The following is a 17823-nucleotide window of genomic DNA, read 5'->3' on the forward strand; positions in this document are numbered from 1 at the left end:
GACTGCAATAGAAAATTTGTATTTAAATCCGGTTGTTAAATCTGATTGAAATTCATTTTTTACTCCGCGTTTTCTCCGATCCGCCCGTACACCTTCACCGCGTCCAGCACGTGGTAGGGCTCACTCTGGTGATCTCCCGGCGCCCCGGCTGTCACAAGGACATACTCTTTTCCATTCACCTCAGCCAGGCTGGCCAGACAAAGGCCCGCTTCTTGCGTGTACCCGGTCTTTCCTCCCAGTATCTCTCCCCCTGTGACGGACGGATCTGAAAGGCTGGCAAAGAGAGTGCTTGTCACGGTAAATCCCCCGGGATGAAAGGCGGTGGATGCCATGGTGTAGGATCTGCTGGTAAAGGCCTGCCGGAAGGTGTCATTTTTCAGGGCATACACCACAAGCCGGGCCATATCCTCCGCCGTAGAGTAATGCTTTCTGTCGTGGAGCCCGGTGCAGTTGGTAAAATGGGTGTCCCTCATCCCCAGCTCCCGCGCCTTTTCATTCATCATCTCCGCAAAGCCGCTCTCGCTGCCCGCAATTTTCTCCGCAAAGGCCATGCAGCACTCCGCCCCGGAGGGAAGGAGCGCTCCGTAGAGAAGCTCCCGGTACGATACCTCCTCACCCGGCTCAAATCCGGCCATGGAGGCGTTTTCCTCATAGAGCTGCCCGTAGAAATCTCCCGGCATGGTGATAGTCTCATCCAGGCTGGAGATGTGCTCCAGCGCCACCACGGCGGTCATGATCTTAGTCATGGATGCAGGATAGATCCGCCTGCTCCCGCCGGCGGCTCCCAGCTTCTCACCGGTTCCGGCATCCACCAGAGCCGCCGAGGGACTGTACAGATCCTCCAGACAGGCGGACAGCCTCCCTCCGTCCCCGGATCCGGGAAGTCCCAGTCCCTCCATATTCATATAATTTCTCGCTCCAAGCCATATGAAAAACAGCATCAGCACCAGCAAGACAGCGGTGAGCCGGTTTCTCCTGCGTCTTCGCAGCTTTTTCTTTCTTCTATCCATAGCGTTCTCTCCCTTCTTCTGGCTCTTAATCTACCAGAGGAGGGAGAGTGGAACTTTAATATGAAATTGTTTGATTGCTAAGAAAAGATTAAGACTTTGTGAGTATCTGAAAGGATTTGCCCGGCAGCTGCGCCTAACACCAGGCCGGCAGGCGCACCTCGAACCTGGTAATCCTCTCCTCACTGTAGGCGGCGATGCTGCCGCCGTGCTGGCTGACGATCTCCTTCGCAATGGCAAGCCCCAGGCCGGATCCCCCTGTCTGGGCACCCCGTGCATCGTCCAGGCGGAAGAATTTGTCAAAGATCATCTCCAGCTTTTCCCCGGGTATGGTGACCCCTGTATTTTCAAAAATAATAGCGATCTCCTCCCCTGTTCGCTGGGTCCATATCTTAATGGGGGTATCCCGGTCGCTGTAAGCCGCCCCGTTCTTCAGCAGATTGTTAAAGACCCGGGCCATCTTCTCCGGGTCAGCGTAAATATACTCCTCCTCATCCACCTCATTTTCCACTTCGTTTCCGTGCTTTTCAAGGGCAGGGTAGAGCTCCTCTGTCACCTGCACAAGGAGGGCGCACAGATTGACCCGCCGTTTTTCCAGAGGCATTTTCTGGAGATTGTACCGGGTGATGTCAAAAAATTCATTGATCAGCCCCTCCAGACGCTCCGCCTTGGAGAGGGCCGTGTGCAGGTATTTTCCCCGCTGCTCTCCCGGCATGTCCGGCGCCTCGTCAAGAAGGCTCAGATATCCGATGACTGAGGTGAGGGGCGTCTTCAGGTCGTGGGCCAGGTAAGCGATCAGATCATCCTTTCGCCGCATCTCGTCCTCGATGACCTGGGCCTGCCTCTTCTGCTCTTCCTTCATGCTGTCCATACTCTCCCTGGCCTCCTGCCGGATTTTTGCCGTATTTCTCTCTGTAAAAACAAAGACAAGGAGGATGACAGCGGCCGCCACCACGGCCATGCTCCAGAAGATAAAATTTTTCAGGGAAGGCCAGAAAATCTCATCTCTCATAACCGTGTTCCCTGTCTGGGGATCATACCAGGCCGGCACCGAGGTGACAAAATTCCTCGTAAACCACTCTACAAACACGCCGTTGCAGACATAATCCACAAAATCAAACAGAAAATAGAGCGCCAGCAGAGCTGCCAGGACCCCGCCCGCTGCCTTCCAGTACTTTTTACTGTTCTTCAATTTTGTAACCACACCCCCAGACTGTCTTAATGTATCTCGGATGGTCGATGGAGTCCCCCATCTTCTCCCGCAGATGCCGAATATGCACGGTGATAGTGTTATTTTTCCGACTGTAGTACTCGTCCTTCCATATGGCGTGGAACAGCTCCTCGGAGCTGACCACGCTGCCTCTCTTCCGGCACAGGATCTCCAGTACGGAAAACTCTGTGGGAGTCAGCTTTAGGTCCTTTCCCCCAAGGGTGCACTGATGGGTTCTCACATTCAAGGTGAGGCCTCCCCGCACAAGCAGATCCTCCTCCTGGCCGGGACAGTTGTACTTCTTGCAGCGCCGCAGCTGGGCCTTCACCCGGGCCACCATCTCCAGAGGGCGGAAGGGCTTTGTGATGTAGTCGTCCGCCCCCAGAGCCAGGCCGTTGATCTTGTCGATCTCCTCCCCTTTTGCCGTCAGGAAAATAACCGGATAGGTGTCTTTTTTTCGTATCTCCCGGCAGACCGTAAGGCCGCTCACCCCCGGCATCATGATGTCCAGGATGGCAAGGTCCGGCTTCTCCCGGCGTATTTCCTCCAGCGCCTCCTGGCCGGAATAGCACACTCTTGTCTCATAGTTTTCGTTCTGAAGATAAAGGCAGACGAGATCCGCGATATCCGGTTCGTCGTCTGCCACTAAAATCCTCTCGTTCATCTGTTTCTCTCCTTCCTGCCCTCCCATAAATAAAACAAATGGGAAAGGTACCACCTCCTGTAAGAAATGGTACCTTCATGATAGCAGGAAGACTTTAATGTTTTCCTTGCAAAATCTTAAGATTTTATAAATCCTTTTTCCCCTTTCTGTGCTTCACGCACTCTGTCAGGAGATACTCGATCTGCCCGTTCATGGAGCGGAAGTCGTCCTCCGCCCACCGGGCAATCTCATCGCACAGCTTTTTTGTCTATAGCCCCCTGTCGTAGGGAAGCTTCTTGAAATAATACTTTTTGTCCTCCTCCGTGATACAGCGGATCACCTTTGCCGGGTTTCCTCCTACGATCACGCCGTCCGGCACGTCCTTTGTGACCACGCTGCCGGATGCGATGACGCAGTCATTCCCAATGGTCACTCCGGGATTGATCACGCTTCTGCCGCCGATCCACACCCGGTCTCCGATCTTCACCTCCATGGCGTACTCCCACTCTGTACAGCGGGTCTCGGGGTGCACCGGATGCCCGGCTGTGTAGATATCCACGTTGGGGCCTATCATCACATCATGCCCAAAGGTCACCTTCGCACAGTCCAACACGGTAAAGTGCACATTCGAATAAAAGTTATCTCCAAACTCTATGTTCGTCCCATAGTCACAGTAAAAGGGCGCCTCGATCCACGTGTGCTCCGCCTGCTCACCGATAATCTCCTTCATGATAGCGGCCCGCTTCTCCATGTCCGCAGGATCACATGTATTGTAAAGGTATGTCAGATGCTTTGCCCGGATGCGGGCCTCACAGAGCTCCCGATCTGCTGCGTTGTACAAAAGTCCCGCCAGCATCCGCTCTCTCTGTGACATTTTCTGTGTCGGTTTTTCAGCCATTGCCTGCCTCCTCCTTATCCTTCATGCATGTTCAGTCACGGTTAACGTTACACCCTCTGCGGATAAAAAGCAAGCTAATTGTGATACACCTCGTAAAAGCATCTGGCACAGAGCTGGCCCGCCCCCTCCACATAGTATCTCCTGCCTGCAATATGACTGTCTCTGCGCACCGGAACCATACGCCCGCACAGCACACATTTTTCCATCAGCTCTTCGTCCTCTGCGGCCTGGCGGTATGTCTCCTCCATCCTGCATGTCCCCTTTCCGGCAAGTCCTGTTTTTTACAGTCTATACCAGAAGAGGAAAATATATACCATCTGCCTGGAGTCCTTTTTATCTGCTCAGCTTTACGGGTATATAGTCGTGATGCACTGCCTTCAGAAATTTTCCCAGCACATCCTCTGTCTTCAGCCGGATGCTGGACGTGTTGACGCAGGGATGGCAGGCAAAATACTCCTCTCCCAGCACCTCCTCATCTATCAGGAGCTGTACCTTGTTTTCCGGATCAAAGATCAGCCCCATGATAGTGGCGGACCCAGGCGTCACATTCAGATATTTCTCCATATCCTCCCCGGACGCAAAGGAAAGCCTGGATGAGGGAATCTGGGGCGAAAGCTCCTTTGCCTGCAGATTTTTCCCGCCCGGCATGACGAGAAGATAGTAGTTTGTCTTCTGCCGGTTGCACAGGAACAGGTTCTTGCAGATCTCTATGTGCAGCGCCTCGTCCACCTCCCTGCAGGCCTCAATAGTCATCACAGCCTCGTGGTCGGTCCGGACATAGGGTATCCCCAGTTCGTCCAGAAGATCGTAGACCTTCATCTCCTTTTCCAGTCTGCCCACCGCCTGGGCCGGGCGGCCCTCATATATCCGCATTGCTCTCACTCCTTCGTCCTGTATCCTGGTATGGTTCCTTTTGATGGCTCCGGAACGGGTCTTCCCCTATCCCTTCCCTTATTATATCCGCATTTATCTTCCATGACAACGCCCGTTTCGCCTGCAGTATCTATCGAAGTGCCCAGCACAGCATACCTGCAGTTCACGCACACATGGGTCCCCTCCGGGACAATCCTTCCGCAGATCACACAGTAATCCATCCTGTCACTTCCTTTTCCTTATACGCAGCGCCCACAGCATCAGGGCAAGGGATCCGGCCAGCGCCGCTCCAAGCCATGGAATATAAGAGATATCTCCTGTCCTTGGAGCCTTCACCAGTAGCTGATCCAGCATCTCCACCTTCTGTTCTTCTCCCGTCTCCTTAAGAGTGAAGCTTACAGGCTCTGCCTTCTCATAGCCCTCCGGCGCCTGCTCCTCTGTCAGCACGTACTCCCCGGGCTCCAGTCTGTCAAATTTCTTTTCCTCTTTACCGGAAGTCCAGCTCTCCACCAGCTCCCTTTCTCCGCTCTCCAGAACTCTCTCCAGCTTCAGCCCGGCCCCGGGCAGATACTGGCGGTTTCCCCCGTCCAGCTTGGAGACGCGCAACTTCGTATAATCGTTTTCAAATTTCATCACACAGACAGCCCCGCCTTCTATCCGTCCTTGGGCGTCCACATAGACCTCATGGACTGTCCCGTCGGGAATGTAGCCCGGCAGAGTTTCCGCCTCCTGTATACAGTAGGTGCTGTCCGGGAGAAGATAAGGGATTTCAATCCTTCCCTCTTCATCTGTCTCATAGATCTCCTCCAGCGTGTATCCGGGGTCCACCGCATCCTCTTCCGTGACTGTGTCCTCTCCCATGACTGCCTCCTCTTCCACAGCCTCATCCTGCTTCAGCCACACCTTAAACCTGACTCCTGCCAGGGCTGTCTTCTCCTCCGAGCCCTTTTCATATTTCAGGAGCACAAGAGAAGTCGGCTCATTATAGACAGTGAGATGCTCCTCCACCACAGGGGTCGTCTGATCCTTATATTTCAGCTCCACCTGGAACGCTTTCTCCGGAAGAGCAAATCCGGGAACCTGCCTTGTCTCCCTGACCGTATATTTCCCGAGGAACAACTCCTCGGACACAGCTGTCTCATTCCCCGTCGTTAGGGTCCCGGCCAGCTCCCCCTTTTTCAGGCGAACCGTCCCGTCAGGCGTCACGATGTCCTCCGCTGCCTGTATCTCAAACTCTGTTCCCGCTAGGTACTCTTCCTTCCCCTCCTCATACTTGTCGATGCTGATCCTTCCCATGGCGTTCTCATCGGCAAACCGCACGGTCAGAGGACTTCCCCAGTCCTTGTCCTCCTCCACGGTGAAGGCAAGCTCCTCCCCGTTCAGGAGGTACCCCTTGGGCGCCTTCACTTCACGCAGATAATAAGTCCCGTATTTCAGCTTTTCCGGGAATGTAAAACGCCCTTCCTCGTCTGTGACAAAGGTCTCGTACACCTGATATTCCGGATAGTGCGATGTCATAGTCACCACATTCCGGTCTGCGTCCAACAGCTGGAATTCCGTCCCCGCGGCGGGGATCGTCTTACCCGTGGAGGCATCCACCTTCAACACCTGGATGGGACTGGTGATGAGCGTGTCCTGCCGGTATATGCCGCTGACCGTCACATTTTCTTCCGAGATCTCCACCTCAAAGGGCTTGACGGGATTGTACCCTTCCGGCGTTTTGGTCTCTGTCACCAGGTAGGTATCATACACCAGTCTGCCCCTTGGATAGTCCTCGCTCCTGGTGGTGGCCTTCCCCTCGCGGTCTGTCACAATCCGCAGGACCTCCTGCCCTGTTGTCCTGGAAGTGAGCGTAAATTCCACTCCCTCGATGCCCTCCAGCACATCCTCCTTTTCCTCCTCATTTTGGTACACCTTGATGAGCTCCAGGTCTCCCCGAATCACATCCTCCTCAAAGGCCGGCGTCTGGTATGTCTGCACCTGCTCACCGGTTCCCTCCGGCGTAACGCGCACAAGCTGCGTCTCACTGTTCAGATTATATCCCTGTGGAGCTTTTGTCTCCTGTATCGTCACTGTACCAAGAGGGAGGAAAAATCCGCCGTTTCCATCCCGCCACACCGGATCTCCCTCCACAAAATACTCCTCCTGTGTGGACACAAATCCCCTGTCGTCGCTTCGGAATACCCAGGTCCTGGCAGGGCTCACTCCCTCCAGCTTTTCCAGGCTGTCATAGTCTCCCGTGTAAAACCGGAAGGTAAATTCCGCTCCCGCCAGAGAGGCCGCCCCCTGAGGCGCATTTCCCTCCTCCTGGAAATCCAGCTCTCCGTCATATTTCTTCAGCAACACCTCCACCGGATTTTTCTGGGGAATGTCCTTTGCGCTCACCTGGGCTGTCTGTCCTGCCTGGACGTCCACCCTGTACACGGTCCCATCCAGGGCGTAGCCTCTGGGCGGTGTCTTTTCTTTTACATAGTAGGTTCCCGCGTTGACGGACAGAAGCCCACTCTTTCCGGACGCGTCTGTCACCAGCTCCCCTGCCTGGGCCGTGCAGCCTGCGTCTGTATACACGCCGTACACAGCCCCCTCCAGGCTGTAGCAGAAGTTTCCCTCCGTTATGTCGGTCTGTGCGGACACCTTCTGGAGCTGCACATTTCCCTTTGGCTGCTCCTCCAGCCAGACAATGTCCTGCTGATCATTGTAGGCAATGTACACCTGATACCGGTCCAGATTTTCGTGGATCTCCGGCGCCCAGGACCCCTGCACGGCGGCAGTGGCATAGTGGACCATGTTTGTCACACCTGCCTGCATGCTGGCGCTCAGGCCGGTAAGGCTTCCCTCGTAGGCGTAGCTCAGCGCCGCGTGAGCGTAGGCATAGGTATTGTTGTCAGCCTCATTATAAATAATTTTCCCATATGCCTCATAATAGGGATAGCCCGGTGCCATCATCAGGAGCGCCTTCATCACATCGTTGTCAAGTCGGGACACCTGGTATGTCCCCGAGGGTGGCGGGCTCATAGGCTGCACACAGTACCCCGTATAGTTTCCTGTCTCAGCCGCCACGTAAAATTCCCTCGTAAACCAGCTCCCGTAGCTGTGGCTGCCGCCGTAGGAGATGGTGCAAAGAGAGCCGACCGCTGACCTGGGCATAATGCCTCCCTCCGTCACACCGAGCCGGTCCGTCTCCACTCTTTCGCTGTCTCGCCCCAGCGTCCAGCTGATCTCACTGCCGCCTCCCGGATCTGTCTCCGGGCTGTCCTCCTCCGCCCGGGACTGCAGCGCAGAGCTGCCCAGAAGGGCTGCAAACAAAAACAAAGCACAACAAAGAATACATACAAATCTTTTCAATTATGTTTACCTCCGTTTTTTCTGTAAAATACCTGTCGTCTAAAAACAAAGTTTGCTTGCAGATCACCTCCCGTCTCGGCTGAACCTGTAAATGTTCTGGTAATTGTCCGGCGAAACGCCTGATTAAGTAAATAGAATATAGTGATAAATAAGAATAGCAGAACTGCTTTTCTATATGTACAAAGTTAACATAGCCTTTCGAAAAATGCAAGAGAAAAATACATTTATCAATATTTTTATACGCCGTATAAAAGACCGCCTGCCAGGAAAAGCTAAAACAGGCCGGAGCTTCTCTCGCATTTAGAACATATATAAATACATAAAAACTGAAAGGAGACAGAGCAAATGAAAGCAGAAAAGAGAAAAGTTGTCATTGTAGGCACCGGCATGGTGGGGATGAGCTATGCCTACTGCCTCCTGAACCAGTCCGTCTGCGACGAGCTGGTTCTCATCGACGTGAACCGGGAGCGGGCCGAGGGGGAGGCCATGGACCTCAATCACGGCCTGGCATTTGCCGGCTCCAATATGCAGATCTACGCCGGGGAGTACCAGGACTGCCGCGACGCGGATCTGGTGGTCATCTGCGCAGGGGTAGCCCAGCAAAACGGAGAGTCCAGGCTGAACCTCCTGAAGAGGAACGCAGCCGTCTTCCGCTCTATCGTGGAGCCCGTCACGGCCTCCGGCTTCCAGGGCATCTTTCTTGTAGCCACAAACCCGGTGGACATTATGACAAGGATCACCTGCGACCTCTCAGGCTTTCCCTCCCAAAAAGTATTCGGTAGCGGCACCGCTCTGGATACCGCCCGGCTCCGCTACCTTCTCGGCGACTATCTGAAGGTGGATCCCCGCAACATTCACGCCTACGTGATTGGCGAGCACGGGGACAGCGAGTTTGTCCCCTGGAGCCAGGCCCTGCTGGCAACCAAGCCCATCCTGGAGCTGGCCAGAGAGACAAAATACCACATCTCCCCCGCCCGCCTCATGCAGATTGAGGAGGAAGTTCGCACCGCCGCCTACAAGATCATCGAGGCAAAAAAGGCCACCTACTACGGCATCGGCATGGCTCTGGCCAGGATCACAAAGGCAGTCCTGGGGGATGAGCACAGCGTCCTCACTGTTTCTGTCAAGGCTGACGGCCTCTATGGGCAAAGGGATGTATTTACCGGCATGCCCGCCATCATCGGCCAGACCGGCATCCAGGGGATCCTGCCCCTGTCCCTGACAGAGGAGGAGCAGGACAAGCTGAACGCCTCCTGCGACACTCTTTGCCGCAGCTACGAAGGCATCATCTGACATTTCCCCGAATTTATGCTATGATAAGGGCAGGATAATCAATAACAGTAAAGGGGGATTTCTATGGATACGAAATTTGCAATCGTCAGCGACGGCTCCTGCGACCTGCCCGCAGAGGAAGCCGCAAAAAACCACATTCACATCGTCCATTTTCTCGTCTCTTTCGATGGACAGGCCTACAAAAGGGAGGGCGTAGAGATCGAACTGAAGGATTTCTATCAGAAAATGGTGGACGAGCCCGGACATTTCCCCAAAACCGCGGCCCCTTCTCCTGAAGACTTCTATCAGGCCTTTGCAGACTGCGCCAGGATGGGTCGGCCCATCCTGTGTATCTGCATTTCCACCAAACTGAGCTCCTCCATGCAGTCTGCCCAGATTGCAAAGCGGATGCTGGAAAATGAATACCCGGACATCCCGGTCATCGTCCAGGACTCTCTTTGCGCCACCCTGATGCAGAGCGCCTACGTGCTGGAGGCCTGTCGTCTGCGGGACGCAGGGTACACACTGGAAGAGGCCGCCGACCTTCTGTCAGGCCTGCGCAGTACCGCCCGCATCCTTTTCACGGTAGGCAGTCTGGACTACATACAGCACGGCGGACGCATCGGCAGGATGACCGGCATAGCGGGAACTCTCCTACAGATCAAGCCTCTGATCACACTGCAGGACGGGGAAATCCACTCCTCCGGCATCCGCCGGGGCAGGCGCAGATCCATAGAAGGCGTGGTGGATCTCCTTGTCTCCTACCTGAAAGACAACAGCCTGGCCCCCTCAGACTGTCGCATCCTGGCCGGCTACGGATATGACCGGGAGGAGGCAGAGAGCTTTCGGGATCTGACAAAATCCCGGCTTCTTTCGGAATTTGGCCAGACACCCGACCTGCCTCTCTGCCAGATCGGCGCCACAATCGGCGTCCACGCAGGTCCCTACTCCGTCGGCTTCGGCGTGATCCAGAAAAGCAGGCTCTAAATACCCATTTTCCGGAACAGGGTGCGGAATTCTTCCGCATCCTTCAGGGTATGCCTCCATCCAAACCGCTTCATGTCCACCTGCCATCCATCCCTGGTTCCAAAAACCTCCACCCCTTCTCCCTCCAGAAGGTTTTTCTGCATGTCAAATGTCTCAAAGGCCGCTGCTCCGCTGAGCAGCCCTCTTCCATTGACCACCCTGTGGGCCGGTACATCCTCCCCCAGCTTTCCCCTGTTCAGAGCGTACCCCACCTGTCGGGCGTTCTTCGGCTTTCCGCTAAGAAGAGCAATCTGCCCGTAGGAGGCCACCTTCCCCCTGGGAATACACCTGCACACAATGCCGGCTCTCTGATAAAAATCCACTTTTTTACTCCTTTATGAATACATATTCCGCCGGTCCGGAAAGCTCTTCCCTGAACCGGTATCCCAGGCGGTCAAATCCACGGGCATCCTCGGGCTCCCGCCCCCCTGTCTGCGCCAGATAGCGCACCATCTCTCCCCGGGCCATCTTGGCCAGAGTCCCCTTCTGGCGCACCTTTCCATCAACCAGCTCCCCGAACACACAGGTCACAAACCGATCCCCCGGCCCCAGATACTTTTCTACACATTTAGAATACTCTTTGGAGGCCAGATTGAGGATAGTCCCATCCCCTGCCGTCACCGCCCGGCAGATTGCATCTCCCCAGAACTCATAGAGGTTCCTTGTCCCGGCCACCGCCGCCTTTGCCTGCATTTCCAGGCGGTAGGGCGTGACTCCGTCCAGAGGCCGCAGGACACCGTAAAATCCCGAGAGTATGTACAGGTGCTCCTGGATATACTGAATTTCCTTTCCCTCGAATACGGACGGAGCCATATACTGGTACTGGATCCCCTCGTAGGAGAGGATGGCCGGCGTCAAGTTCTTCTCCAGCTCCATAGTCTGAAAGCGCTGATAATTTTCCCGGGCAATGGCGTCATTGCATTTCCACAGCTCCTTTGCCTCCTGGCAGGTCAGCTTTTTCATCCACTGCGCCAGCTCCCGGGTCCTGCCCAAAAAGGCTGGCAGCCCGCTGCAGGGATACAGATCCGGCTCACTTTTCATTTTCTTTGCGGGTGAGATAATCATTTTCACAGCTGTTCCTCCTTCTGCATGGCCAAAAGCCATTCAATGAACCTGGCCACTCCGTCCTCATCATTGGAGCCTGCGATGTAGTCCGCCGCCTGCAGGCAGCCCTGAGATCCGTTGGAGACCGCAATGCCAATCCCCGCAAACGCCAGCATCCCCCTGTCGTTGTCCCCGTCTCCAAAGGCTGCCGACTCCGTCTGCTCCAGCCCCAGATACCGCAGCAGAAACTTAAGAGCAGACTCCTTGCCCGCATCCCTGTAGGAGATCTCCAGAAGCTGGGGGACTGAGGAAGTCACATAGATATCCGTCACCTCCCGCTCCAGGAGGCACCACAGACTGCGCTTTTTCTCCTCCCCCTTCACCACCACGTCCAGACAGTCCAGCTTCCCTTCTGCCGCATGCGCCCGGATAAAGGCCTCCATACCCGCCACCGGCTCCCGGGTTCTCTGGATATAGCCGATGGCTGCGGGCATGGCTCCATACCGCACCGGGTCTTCCACATACTCCTTCTGGGCATAGGGCTTTCCATCTATAAAAGCCTCAAAGACTACATCCCTGCCGTCCATGAGCCAAAGGATCTTCTCCACAGACTCCTCTGTCAGCGAGAATTTCCGCAGGTACTCTCCCGTATGAACCTCCACCACAGCTGTCCCGTTGGAGGTGATAGCATATCGTATCCCGGAGATGCTCAGAATCTCCTCCGGCAGGGAATCAAAGGAGCGTCCGCTGGCCGGGATGACACAGATTCCTCTCTCCAGCGCCTCCGCAATGGCCCGCCTTGTTCTCTCGCTCAGTATGCCCCGGCTGTTCAGCGTAGTCCCATCCAGATCCAGGGCAATGCTTGTGATCTTCATAGTCTGCTCTCCTTTGTTCTGTCTGTATATTGCACTTGTCATCCGCACACCTTCCGCAACTGCTTTTCATCTGTCTCAGGGTACAGCTCTCTCACATGATCCAGTATCCTCTGGAAGGATTTCTCCGGCGCTTCCCTGTAGGCGGATGACACCAGCTCATACCCCCACAACGCCTCTGGAGCGGCATAGACGGAGGCCGCCATCCCGTAGGCCTGTCCCTTGCGGTTCCTCTTCTGGCGGAAGTCCTTTGTCACCAGGTAGGTCTGCATCTGCAGCTCCGTCACAATGCCGCTGAAATTCTTCTCCCCGCCTTTGCCAAAGCCTGCCTCCTTCTTCAGCTCGTGGGAGGCATACTCCTCCCTCGCCTCAAAGAGATCCATGATCTTCTTGCTCCGGTATCCGGCCAGGCCGTCCTCCCACCTGGCGTCGAAGTCGTAGCCGTCCCGCCTGTAGTTGGCAAACCAGGGAAACCACTCCAGGGAAATAAAACCGGCCTTTTTGTTGAAAAATTTCCCGTACGCCACTCTCCCGCTTCTGGCAACGATGGCACGCCACTCCCAGGGATCCTGCTCCGGATCCCCGGTCCACCAAAAGAGGGGCGAGGTCTTCTCCTCCACGGAAAACCCCTTCACCTCATTTTGAAACAGGGGAAGAAAGCCAACCCTGTCCACATAGTCTATCAGCTCCCTCCAGGAACGGATCCGCTCCGGGCTGTCCCAGGCCGTGCCGTGTAGGATCCACTCTCCATTTTCAACTGCCATGGTCATCATCTCCTCTATATCACAGCTGTATCAACAGCCTTTCACCCTATCTCTTCCACTTCCCCCAAAGCCTTCAGGAACTTCTTGCGCCCGTAGCCCTCAAACTCCACCTCGACCATCATCTCATCCTCCCCCACAATGGTTCCTTCTCCATACTTCCGATGTCGGGCTCTGCGGACCTCTTCCTCCGCCGGATGTGCATCTCCCACACAGGACTCCATCGGTCTGGAGCCAGGGTTAAGGTCTGTCTTCCGCTCTGCGCGGCTTTTCCGCATCTGCGCCGCCACCTCTCTTCGGAGCTCCTGCAGATCAGCTTTCTTTTCCTTCTGACTCCGAGCCTCGCTCCAGTCCAGTAGATGCTCCGGGATCATCCGCAAATAGGAGCTGTATCCCTCCAGCACTCCTGGCTCTCCGGGATTTGTGTAGTAGGACAGCTCCAGATGGTTCCTGGCTCTTGTAATGCCCACAAAGAAGAGCCGCCTCTCCTCTTCCTCCTGCTCATAGCTCTGACACCGCAGAGGGATCAGCCCCGGGTTCACGCCAATCAGAAACACTGTATCAAACTCCAGCCCTTTGGAGGCGTGGAGCGTCATCAGCCGGACGCCATCGTCCTCCTGCTCGCTCCCCTTCAGGAACTCCAGTCCATAGAGCATGGAGCTGTCCAGGAAACGGCGCAGGTTTTCCAGAAAGGAGCCGTCCTGCTCCCGGCAGAACCGGCACAGATGCTCCAGCAGCTTCTCGGCTTCCTTGGCATCCTTTTCATAGTCAGCCGAGGTAGGGTGCAGTCGGGTACAAAGGTCAAAGTAATCGAACAGCCACTGGGCTGAAATTCCATCCTTATCTTTATCCTTTTCCACCGCTGCCTCCTGGAACCCGGTCATTCTGTCAAGGAGAGGCAGGGCGCCTCCCTCTCCCTTTTCCAGGATGGAGGCTGCTCTCTTCGGAGTGGCTTTCTCTCCATATTTCCGGTTCGTCAGCACCTGCAGTCCCGTCTGGCGGTCAGCGGGATTGACAGAGAATTTAAGGATCTTCACCAGGTAGTCCAGTACTGGCACATCCCCCAGTGTCTTTTTCAGTGAGAGACTGCAGGGGATACCTGCCTTCTGAAAGACCTTCTCCAGAACCTCCGACTGTCGCTGCAGCCGGTAAAAGACAGCTATCTCTCTGTAGGCCAGCCCGTCCCTGTGGAGACTCTCTATCCGGTCAGCCAGATATTCCGCCTCCTGGAATGGATCGTAGTGGTTGCGGACCGTGATCTTTTCACCCCCGCCCCGGCTTCCCTCAATCTTCCCTCCGAACTGGAGAAAACGGTTCGCCGCCTCCAGGATCGAGGCGTTGGACCGGTAATTCACAGGGAGGGAGAGCTCCTTTGCCTGGAATCTGTGCTTGAGAAGAAAAAACATATTTTCCGTTGTCCCCCGCCAGCTGTAGATCACCTGGTTGGGGTCGCCCACGGCAAAAAGCCGGGACCGGCGCTCTCCGGCAATGTCTGTCCCCAGCGCCTCCAGAAAATCCATCTGGAGGGAGTCGCTGTCCTGCACCTCGTCCACAATGATCCACTCCGGGCACCTGTTCTCTTTATTCAGAAGGGCTGTGCTCACCCGGATCAGGTCGGAAAAGGTCATCTTGTTCTGTCTTTTCTTTTCCTCCTCCAGCAGAGGGAACAGCAGAAAAAGCTCGTCCTTATACCTGGAATTTCTCCCCTTCAGCCAGGAAGCGTACTCCTGCTCCAGACGCTTTTTCAGTCTGTTTTTATACTTGATCTTCAAGCCCCGCTCCGCCGCGATGGCCAGGGCAAGCTCCGCCTCCTCATCCGGATCCATCACCGAGAACTCCCTGGTCCACCCCGCCTCCTCTGTGGGAAGGCAGTTTTTCAGCAGATACAGCGCCACACTGTGAAACGTCCCAAAGCAGGCTGTCTCTTCTTTTGTGACAGAGGGCTCCCGCTGGGCAAGCCGCTGCAGGATCTCATCTGCGGCTTTGTTGGTAAAGGTCAGCACCACCATGTCCTTAAGGGGCACCTGCTTCTCAAAGTGCAGGTGGAGGATCTTCTCAATGAGCACCGTAGTCTTCCCGCTCCCCACATTGGCGTTGACCATACAGGCGGGACTCTCATCCAACACCGCCTCCATCTGATAGGTATTCAGCCGATATGTGTTATGAAAGTCTGTCATCGTATCTGCGCCTCAGCTTTCCCTTTGTCTTTTCCACCCGCTCTGCGTCCTCCTCCACCCGGAAGCGCACCTGCATGTCCGCCGGACAGACCGCATAGTATCGCAGGGTATTCTCCAGGCCCCGCCGGTTGTCCGGATCCTCCAGCCAGGTCTCGTAAAAGCGGCTTCCAAGAGTCAGAGTCAGGCAGTGCCCCTCCACCTCCACTTTCCGGATCATTCCCAGGAAGGCACCTCCGCTCTCCCCGCTTCTCACTACCCGGTCACAGAAAGCAGGCCACTGATCCGCCAGCCTGAAAAAGGAAAATTCCTTCTCTATAGCAGGCACCTCCGCCTCCATCTGTTTGCCGTGAAAGGCCGGGGGCTCTGTCTGTTCTCTCAGGTTTTCCAGGCCCCACAGGACCATCTTTTTATTCAGGCTATAATCCCCCACACAGGCGGGGCAGCCGTCCTCGCAGGCACATCCTCCTACCATCCGGATAGCCGCGTCCACGATCTGGGGGATCAGGTCATAGATCTTCTCGGAATAGCCCAGCCCGCCCTCATATTTGTCGTAAATAAAGAGAGAGACCTCCTCTTCCCTGCTGCCGTTTGGGATAAGTGCGTTGTTGGAGACGATAACATCTATATCGTCCCGCTCTGTCATGGTCACCATCATAGCTGCATTTTTAATAGCGTAAGCCAGTCCTTCGAAGTGGTTATTCAGCGCCAGCTCTCCCGTCCTGGTGGGGGCCAGAAGGCTCCGGTAGGTCTGAACCACATTTTCCGGAATCCTGATCCAGGTGCTCTCCGTGTCATAGTCCTTCTGCAGGGGAACGGTCAGAGAGACATAGCCCAGGTTCTGATGGTTGTGGAACTGGAGCTTTTTGTACATGGAGATTACCTCGTTCACATTGATGTCCCCGAAGCAGATATGGCTCCGCTCAAACTCCTCCTGCTGGAACACCTGAAGGATTCTGGTCTCCTGGGTTCCCGAAGGCACAGTGTAGTAGTTGCCCTCAAAGGGCACTGCCTCCGCGGTCCGGCGTACAAGATCCAGCTTCAGCACCTCGTAGAGCTCCCCATCGTGCATGTAGACCGCCCCCGGGTGAAGCTCATGGTAGGCCTGGGACTCATCCATCTCTGTGATCTCCCGCATGTCCCCATCTTCCCCTGACCGGAGGAGCAGCTTGTACCTTGTCTTGTCCATGTTTCTCAGACTGTAATCTCCTGCCGGGAAGGCAGGGCCTGACCAGGCAAATCTCCCCGCCAGTGTCCTCACTTCCTCTGCTCCAAGGAGCACCGGGATCACCTCCCCCAGATCCGGAAAAAGAGCCGCGTCGTCCAGCGACAGGGGGAGCTCCGCCGCTGCCGCCCGTATGTGGGAGAGCTGGATCAGCAGGTTGTCCGGATCCACAATGGCATTTTCGCTGCCGCCGGCAAAGAGCCAGTCCGGGTCGATGGCAATATACTGATCAAAGGGCTGATTTTCCAGGATCAGATAGTTGACGCACTTCTCCCCGTTTCTCCCGGCCCGCCCGGTCTGCTGCCAGAAGGAGGCTCTCGTCCCCGGGTAGCCCACGATCACCGTGGAGTCCAGCTTCCCGATGTCGATCCCCAGCTCCAGAGCGTTGGTGGACACGAGGCCCAACAGCTCACCGGCAGCCATCTTTCCCTCGATCTTTCGCCTCTCCTGTGGGGTGTAGCCCCCTCTGTATCCGGCGATCCGGGAGCTGTCCGCCCTGGACAGAAATCCAGCTCCGTCCAGCCTGTCCCTGGCCTCCTTTAAAATGACCTCCACATTTCTCCGGCTCTTCCCAAAGGCGATGAAATGGTGCTCCTCCTTGGCAAGCCGCGGGATCAGCTCCGCCGCCATAGAAGAGGCGGAGTACCGGCCGTAGGCCTTGTCATTTCTGCCCTTGATCACGGGCGGCTGCAGGATCCGGTACTCCTTCTCCGGCGCCGGAGATCCGTCCCTCTCGATCAGCCCAAAGGGTGCCCCGCATATCTTCTCCGCCAGCTCCACCGGATTGGCGATCGTGGCCGAGCTGCAGAGGAACTGAGGAGCAGACCGGTAGTACCCGCAAACTCTCTTCATCCTCCGGAAAATATTGGCAAGGTGGGCCCCAAAGGCGCCCCGGTAGCTGTGGAGCTCGTCGATCACCACGTATTTCAGATTTGCAAAGATAAAGTCAAATCCATATTTACTGTGATTGGGAAGAAAGGCCGCGTTCAGCATCTCCGGGTTTGTAAGGATAATGTTGGCATTCTTCCGGATCCTGCTCCTCTCAGCAGGCAGAGTATCCCCATCGTACACCCCCGCCGAGATACGGCCCTCCCCGAAATATTCCAGCACCGGCTGCAGCGCCCGGTACTGGTCGCTGGCCAGAGCCTTTGTGGGGTAGACAAAAACAGCTCTCGTCAGAGGGTCTGTAAGGGCAGCCTGCAGCACAGGCAGCAGAAAGCTCAGCGTCTTGCCGCTGGCCGTGGATGTGGTGATGACCACGTTTTTCCCTGCGGCTGCCTTCTCGAACATCTCCGCCTGGTGGGTGTAGAGCCTGGAAATCCCCTGCCCTTCCAGATAGGCCCTTATTTCCGGCAGGAGAGCGCTGGGAAAGTCCGCATACTCTCCTGTCCGCGCCGGAACGGTCTTTGTGTAGATTGTCAGGTCTTCGCTCGTCTGCTCTCGCACTGTAGCCACTTCCTTTTTTCGAACATG

16 protein-coding genes are annotated in these 17823 nt (G+C 55.7%); 2 read left to right on the plus strand and 14 right to left on the minus strand.

Features of this window, described 5'->3' with window-relative positions:
• Positions 1 to 59: 59 nt before the first annotated feature.
• From H7U36_RS11240 to H7U36_RS11275, 8 genes are all read right to left on the minus strand, one after another.
• Positions 60 to 1010, minus strand: coding sequence for a D-alanyl-D-alanine carboxypeptidase family protein (locus H7U36_RS11240; protein ID WP_033126646.1), 951 nt, complete (start codon positions 1008 to 1010; stop codon positions 60 to 62).
• Positions 1011 to 1143: 133 nt separating this feature from the next.
• Complete coding sequence (locus H7U36_RS11245; protein ID WP_052084103.1) at positions 1144 to 2199, minus strand: sensor histidine kinase; 1056 nt, start codon at positions 2197 to 2199, stop codon at positions 1144 to 1146.
• The gene (locus H7U36_RS11250) at positions 2186 to 2881 is read right to left on the minus strand and encodes a response regulator transcription factor (protein WP_033126667.1); all 696 of its coding nucleotides are present in this window, start codon (positions 2879 to 2881) and stop codon (positions 2186 to 2188) included. Before H7U36_RS11250 ends, H7U36_RS11245 begins: the two co-directional genes overlap by 14 nt.
• Positions 2882 to 3128: 247 nt before the next feature.
• A complete protein-coding gene (locus tag H7U36_RS11255; protein WP_330635918.1) occupies positions 3129 to 3758 on the minus strand; it encodes a sugar O-acetyltransferase in 630 nt (209 codons plus the stop codon).
• Positions 3759 to 3832: 74 nt separating this feature from the next.
• Complete coding sequence (locus H7U36_RS11260; protein WP_156111854.1) at positions 3833 to 4006, minus strand: hypothetical protein; 174 nt, start codon at positions 4004 to 4006, stop codon at positions 3833 to 3835.
• 85 nt (positions 4007 to 4091) lie between these two features.
• Positions 4092 to 4631, minus strand: coding sequence for a prolyl-tRNA synthetase associated domain-containing protein (locus tag H7U36_RS11265; protein ID WP_033126647.1), 540 nt, complete (start codon positions 4629 to 4631; stop codon positions 4092 to 4094).
• 5 nt (positions 4632 to 4636) lie between these two features.
• Positions 4637 to 4852, minus strand: coding sequence for a hypothetical protein (locus H7U36_RS11270; RefSeq protein ID WP_033126648.1), 216 nt, complete (start codon positions 4850 to 4852; stop codon positions 4637 to 4639).
• A gap of 4 nt (positions 4853 to 4856) precedes the next feature.
• Positions 4857 to 7943, minus strand: coding sequence for a SpaA isopeptide-forming pilin-related protein (locus tag H7U36_RS11275; RefSeq protein WP_205156171.1), 3087 nt, complete (start codon positions 7941 to 7943; stop codon positions 4857 to 4859).
• 378 nt (positions 7944 to 8321) lie between these two features.
• Between H7U36_RS11275 and H7U36_RS11280 the strand changes: the two genes are divergently transcribed.
• Positions 8322 to 9269 (plus strand): L-lactate dehydrogenase, encoded by a 948-nt coding sequence (locus H7U36_RS11280; protein WP_138304246.1) that lies wholly within the window; start codon positions 8322 to 8324, stop codon positions 9267 to 9269.
• Positions 9270 to 9332: 63 nt separating this feature from the next.
• Positions 9333 to 10235: a DegV family protein gene (locus H7U36_RS11285; protein ID WP_205156172.1), complete on the plus strand. Its 903-nt coding sequence runs from the start codon at positions 9333 to 9335 to the stop codon at positions 10233 to 10235.
• On the opposite strand, the gene H7U36_RS11290 is transcribed toward H7U36_RS11285, so the two are convergent.
• The 6 genes from H7U36_RS11290 to H7U36_RS11315 are packed head-to-tail and all read right to left on the minus strand — an operon-like array spanning position 10232 to position 17796.
• A complete protein-coding gene (locus H7U36_RS11290; protein ID WP_033126651.1) occupies positions 10232 to 10597 on the minus strand; it encodes an MGMT family protein in 366 nt (121 codons plus the stop codon). The two genes, H7U36_RS11285 and H7U36_RS11290, sit on opposite strands and share 4 nt — an antisense overlap.
• A 4-nt stretch (positions 10598 to 10601) precedes the next feature.
• Entirely contained in the window at positions 10602 to 11339 is a 738-nt protein-coding gene (yaaA, locus tag H7U36_RS11295) for a peroxide stress protein YaaA (RefSeq protein ID WP_243425751.1), read from the minus strand.
• Between the two features lie 2 nt (positions 11340 to 11341).
• The gene (locus H7U36_RS11300; RefSeq protein WP_033126670.1) at positions 11342 to 12193 is read right to left on the minus strand and encodes a Cof-type HAD-IIB family hydrolase; all 852 of its coding nucleotides are present in this window, start codon (positions 12191 to 12193) and stop codon (positions 11342 to 11344) included.
• Between the two features lie 38 nt (positions 12194 to 12231).
• A complete protein-coding gene (locus H7U36_RS11305) occupies positions 12232 to 12954 on the minus strand; it encodes an AlkZ-related protein (RefSeq protein WP_033126653.1) in 723 nt (240 codons plus the stop codon).
• Between the two features lie 41 nt (positions 12955 to 12995).
• Entirely contained in the window at positions 12996 to 15128 is a 2133-nt protein-coding gene (locus H7U36_RS11310) for an ATP-dependent helicase (RefSeq protein ID WP_205156173.1), read from the minus strand.
• Entirely contained in the window at positions 15112 to 17796 is a 2685-nt protein-coding gene (locus tag H7U36_RS11315; RefSeq protein ID WP_330637119.1) for a DEAD/DEAH box helicase, read from the minus strand. Before H7U36_RS11315 ends, H7U36_RS11310 begins: the two co-directional genes overlap by 17 nt.
• Positions 17797 to 17823 lie beyond the last annotated feature (27 nt).

Source organism: Faecalicatena fissicatena, from assembly GCF_016900595.1.
Taxonomy (GTDB): domain Bacteria; phylum Bacillota; class Clostridia; order Lachnospirales; family Lachnospiraceae; genus Claveliimonas; species Claveliimonas intestinigallinarum.

Bases quoted from the DNA above. Each gene is read 5' to 3' on its own strand.
- H7U36_RS11240 (WP_033126646.1), bottom strand. From the start codon at position 1,010: ATGGATAGAAGAAAGAAAAAGCTGCGAAGACGCAGGAGAAACCGGCTC.
- yaaA (WP_243425751.1), bottom strand. From the start codon at position 11,339: ATGATTATCTCACCCGCAAAGAAAATGAAAAGTGAGCCGGATCTGTAT.
- H7U36_RS11265 (WP_033126647.1), bottom strand. From the start codon at position 4,631: ATGCGGATATATGAGGGCCGCCCGGCCCAGGCGGTGGGCAGACTGGAA.
- H7U36_RS11280 (WP_138304246.1), top strand. From the start codon at position 8,322: ATGAAAGCAGAAAAGAGAAAAGTTGTCATTGTAGGCACCGGCATGGTG.
- H7U36_RS11260 (WP_156111854.1), bottom strand. From the start codon at position 4,006: ATGGAGGAGACATACCGCCAGGCCGCAGAGGACGAAGAGCTGATGGAA.
- H7U36_RS11250 (WP_033126667.1), bottom strand. From the start codon at position 2,881: ATGAACGAGAGGATTTTAGTGGCAGACGACGAACCGGATATCGCGGAT.
- H7U36_RS11300 (WP_033126670.1), bottom strand. From the start codon at position 12,193: ATGAAGATCACAAGCATTGCCCTGGATCTGGATGGGACTACGCTGAAC.
- H7U36_RS11310 (WP_205156173.1), bottom strand. From the start codon at position 15,128: ATGACAGACTTTCATAACACATATCGGCTGAATACCTATCAGATGGAG.
- H7U36_RS11270 (WP_033126648.1), bottom strand. From the start codon at position 4,852: ATGGATTACTGTGTGATCTGCGGAAGGATTGTCCCGGAGGGGACCCAT.
- H7U36_RS11255 (WP_330635918.1), bottom strand. From the start codon at position 3,758: ATGGCTGAAAAACCGACACAGAAAATGTCACAGAGAGAGCGGATGCTG.
- H7U36_RS11285 (WP_205156172.1), top strand. From the start codon at position 9,333: ATGGATACGAAATTTGCAATCGTCAGCGACGGCTCCTGCGACCTGCCC.
- H7U36_RS11305 (WP_033126653.1), bottom strand. From the start codon at position 12,954: ATGGCAGTTGAAAATGGAGAGTGGATCCTACACGGCACGGCCTGGGAC.